At 57.5% G+C, this 2,177-nt stretch carries 1 protein-coding gene; it reads right to left on the bottom strand.

Annotation, left to right across the window (positions count from 1 at the left end):
- Positions 1-94: 94 nt before the first annotated feature.
- Complete coding sequence (locus AC0L16_RS33330; protein ID WP_473625765.1) at positions 95-637, bottom strand: hypothetical protein; 543 nt, start codon at positions 635-637, stop codon at positions 95-97.
- Between the last annotated feature and the right edge of the window lie 1,540 nt (positions 638-2,177).

Genomic DNA, 2,177 nt, shown 5'->3' with positions numbered 1-2,177 from the left:
GAGCGCGTTTTGCCAAGCCGCGCTCGATATTCTTCCAAGCTGAAATTCAATTTTGTGGCGACCATTTTTGGCTCCCGTATAGGATTGGACGGATTTAAACACGAGCGCGAGGCCCATACCGGGAATTTAGCAGCGTGAGATCAGGGTTGTGCGACGGGTATCCGAATGCAATGTGACCGATAAAGGTAGAGAGGCCGCGGCCTCTGAAGTCCTCGCGCAACCAGATATCGCCATGATACGCGACCAGCCCGGTTATGTTGCGCGCAGTCGGCGCGTCGCAGCGAGACGAGGAATCAGGCCCGGCTTTGAGGTTAGGATCCGCGAACCAGGCTCTGAGCGACGTAACGTGCTCAGCAAGTTCTGTGTTGGACAGATGATCTAAACGCAGTGCCTGGGCATGCGCTACTCTTCCTTCCCGATCCGGCCCGACGATCCAAAAGGCCTTCCCAGGCGGAAGAACAGAACTGCCAGGACGGAAGCTTGGATGAGTCGGTGTCTTTCCGGGAAGTTTGCTGGTAATCTCAACGTATTCCTCAAAATCGTCGCCCATCGTAATATGAAGACCGGACTTGCGCTCCAGCTCCTCTGCCGCACAGAGGTACTTCGAAATCTCGAGCGTCGTCACCTTGCTCTGCATGACGACGTACCCTGATCAATGCGCTGAACCTACATGCTTTTAGAGTTTTCGGGCAAGCACCGATACTACGGCATCTGGTAGTTGACGACATCTGGCCTGCTGCCGGTTTCGGACACCGAGATAGGGTGTTTGACGGAACTGGAGAGCGGAAATCCAGACGCTGGTCGGTTGTTGGAAGGCAGTTCCGGCACGTGGGGCTCTCGCCGATCCGCGCTATGCCTATTTTGTTGCCGAGACCGGTTCTCGAGCTGGAATGTGGTGGTGGAGGGGGTATGGACCGCCGCCGGAACGGGACGAAGAGTCTGTTCGAATCGATCTTGATGAGGGCTACATCAGCGAAGATCATGCGCGAAGACACTATGGCCATATCTTCTCCGCCTGACGCGAAAGCTTGGGGCGAACGGAAAAGGATGTTGGCGGCCCACGCACTACTCGAGCTCGCACGACGCGCCAGCAAGTCACGAGCGCTAGGACGAGTGCACTTTAGCCTTTCACTGCTCGGGCGTACCGGTGTTCGATCGCAGGGAAACGCGAGCGCCGTGGTTGCCTGTCGGCGCCACCCGCTCGGATGAATCCGTTTGGCCGCCCAAGAGCGGCACAGTCGCGCTGGCCGGCTGGGTCGGGCGGCGCATCTTCCCGATCTTCCTAAGGCATATTGGCATATCCGGTCGACGACGTGCGATTGGCACCAATTCCCGCCAAGGACGACGGAGCAAATCTCGCGACCAATGCGGCGGCGGTGCATACCATGCTGGTCGTCGAGTCGGACGGCCAGCGGTTCATCAACTTGTGTCTGGCGGTATAGGTGGAGCTTTCGGCAGTGGAGAACTACGTGTCTACGACGAGTTTAGGTTCGGCTGTTCGGCGGACTTGAAGGCGCACTGCGACAACCCGCTACGGCCAGATGGGATTTGGCTTACCGATGCGACCTGGTTTGAGGTCGCGGGCCGATGGGTGGGTGGCAGCGGAGATACACAAGGGCAACATCACTGGTATCTCCGCAGAGTGAGCGAGACACTTCGCTTCGGGCTCGAGAGGGTGATGAGACCGAGTCCTTAGACGGTCGCCGGCGCCAGGAAGTTGCCGTCAAGGAGGCCCCGTGATTGTGGCGCTCGGAGCCAAAGAGATGGCGACCATCACAATCTCAGCATGATCGACCAGACTTCGGGCGGAGGCGCATGGGCGCTTAACCCAATCTCTACACCTGACCACAAACTGAAGAGTTCACGCGTTCGCCGTCCATCGACCGCCGTGAATGAGGCGCTTCCCACAATTCGCGAGCGATCCGCCGTATTTCCCCGAGTTTGAAGGAATAATGCCGAATTCCTGCGGTTAAGAAAGATCTTTCGCGCAAACAGCCCATCTGGCGCTGTTAGTTTCTGTCAACGCCGGAGTAGTGGTCTATCGCAATAGTGCTCACCGGGACCCCGGTGTGCAAGTTGCCAATTCGCAATAGATCGCCCCTATGAACAAGGAGATTGCCACTATGGAGAAGAAATTCGCGCATTCGAACGATGCGAGCATCGCGATATTTGAGCGC

This window comes from Mesorhizobium sp. WSM4848 (assembly GCF_055811375.1).
This window is presented reverse-complemented; position numbering and strand designations above follow the sequence as displayed.

Excerpts from the sequence above, each read along its gene's own strand:
- AC0L16_RS33330 (WP_473625765.1), bottom strand. The coding sequence starts at position 637 with ATGCAGAGCAAGGTGACGACGCTCGAGATTTCGAAGTACCTCTGTGCG.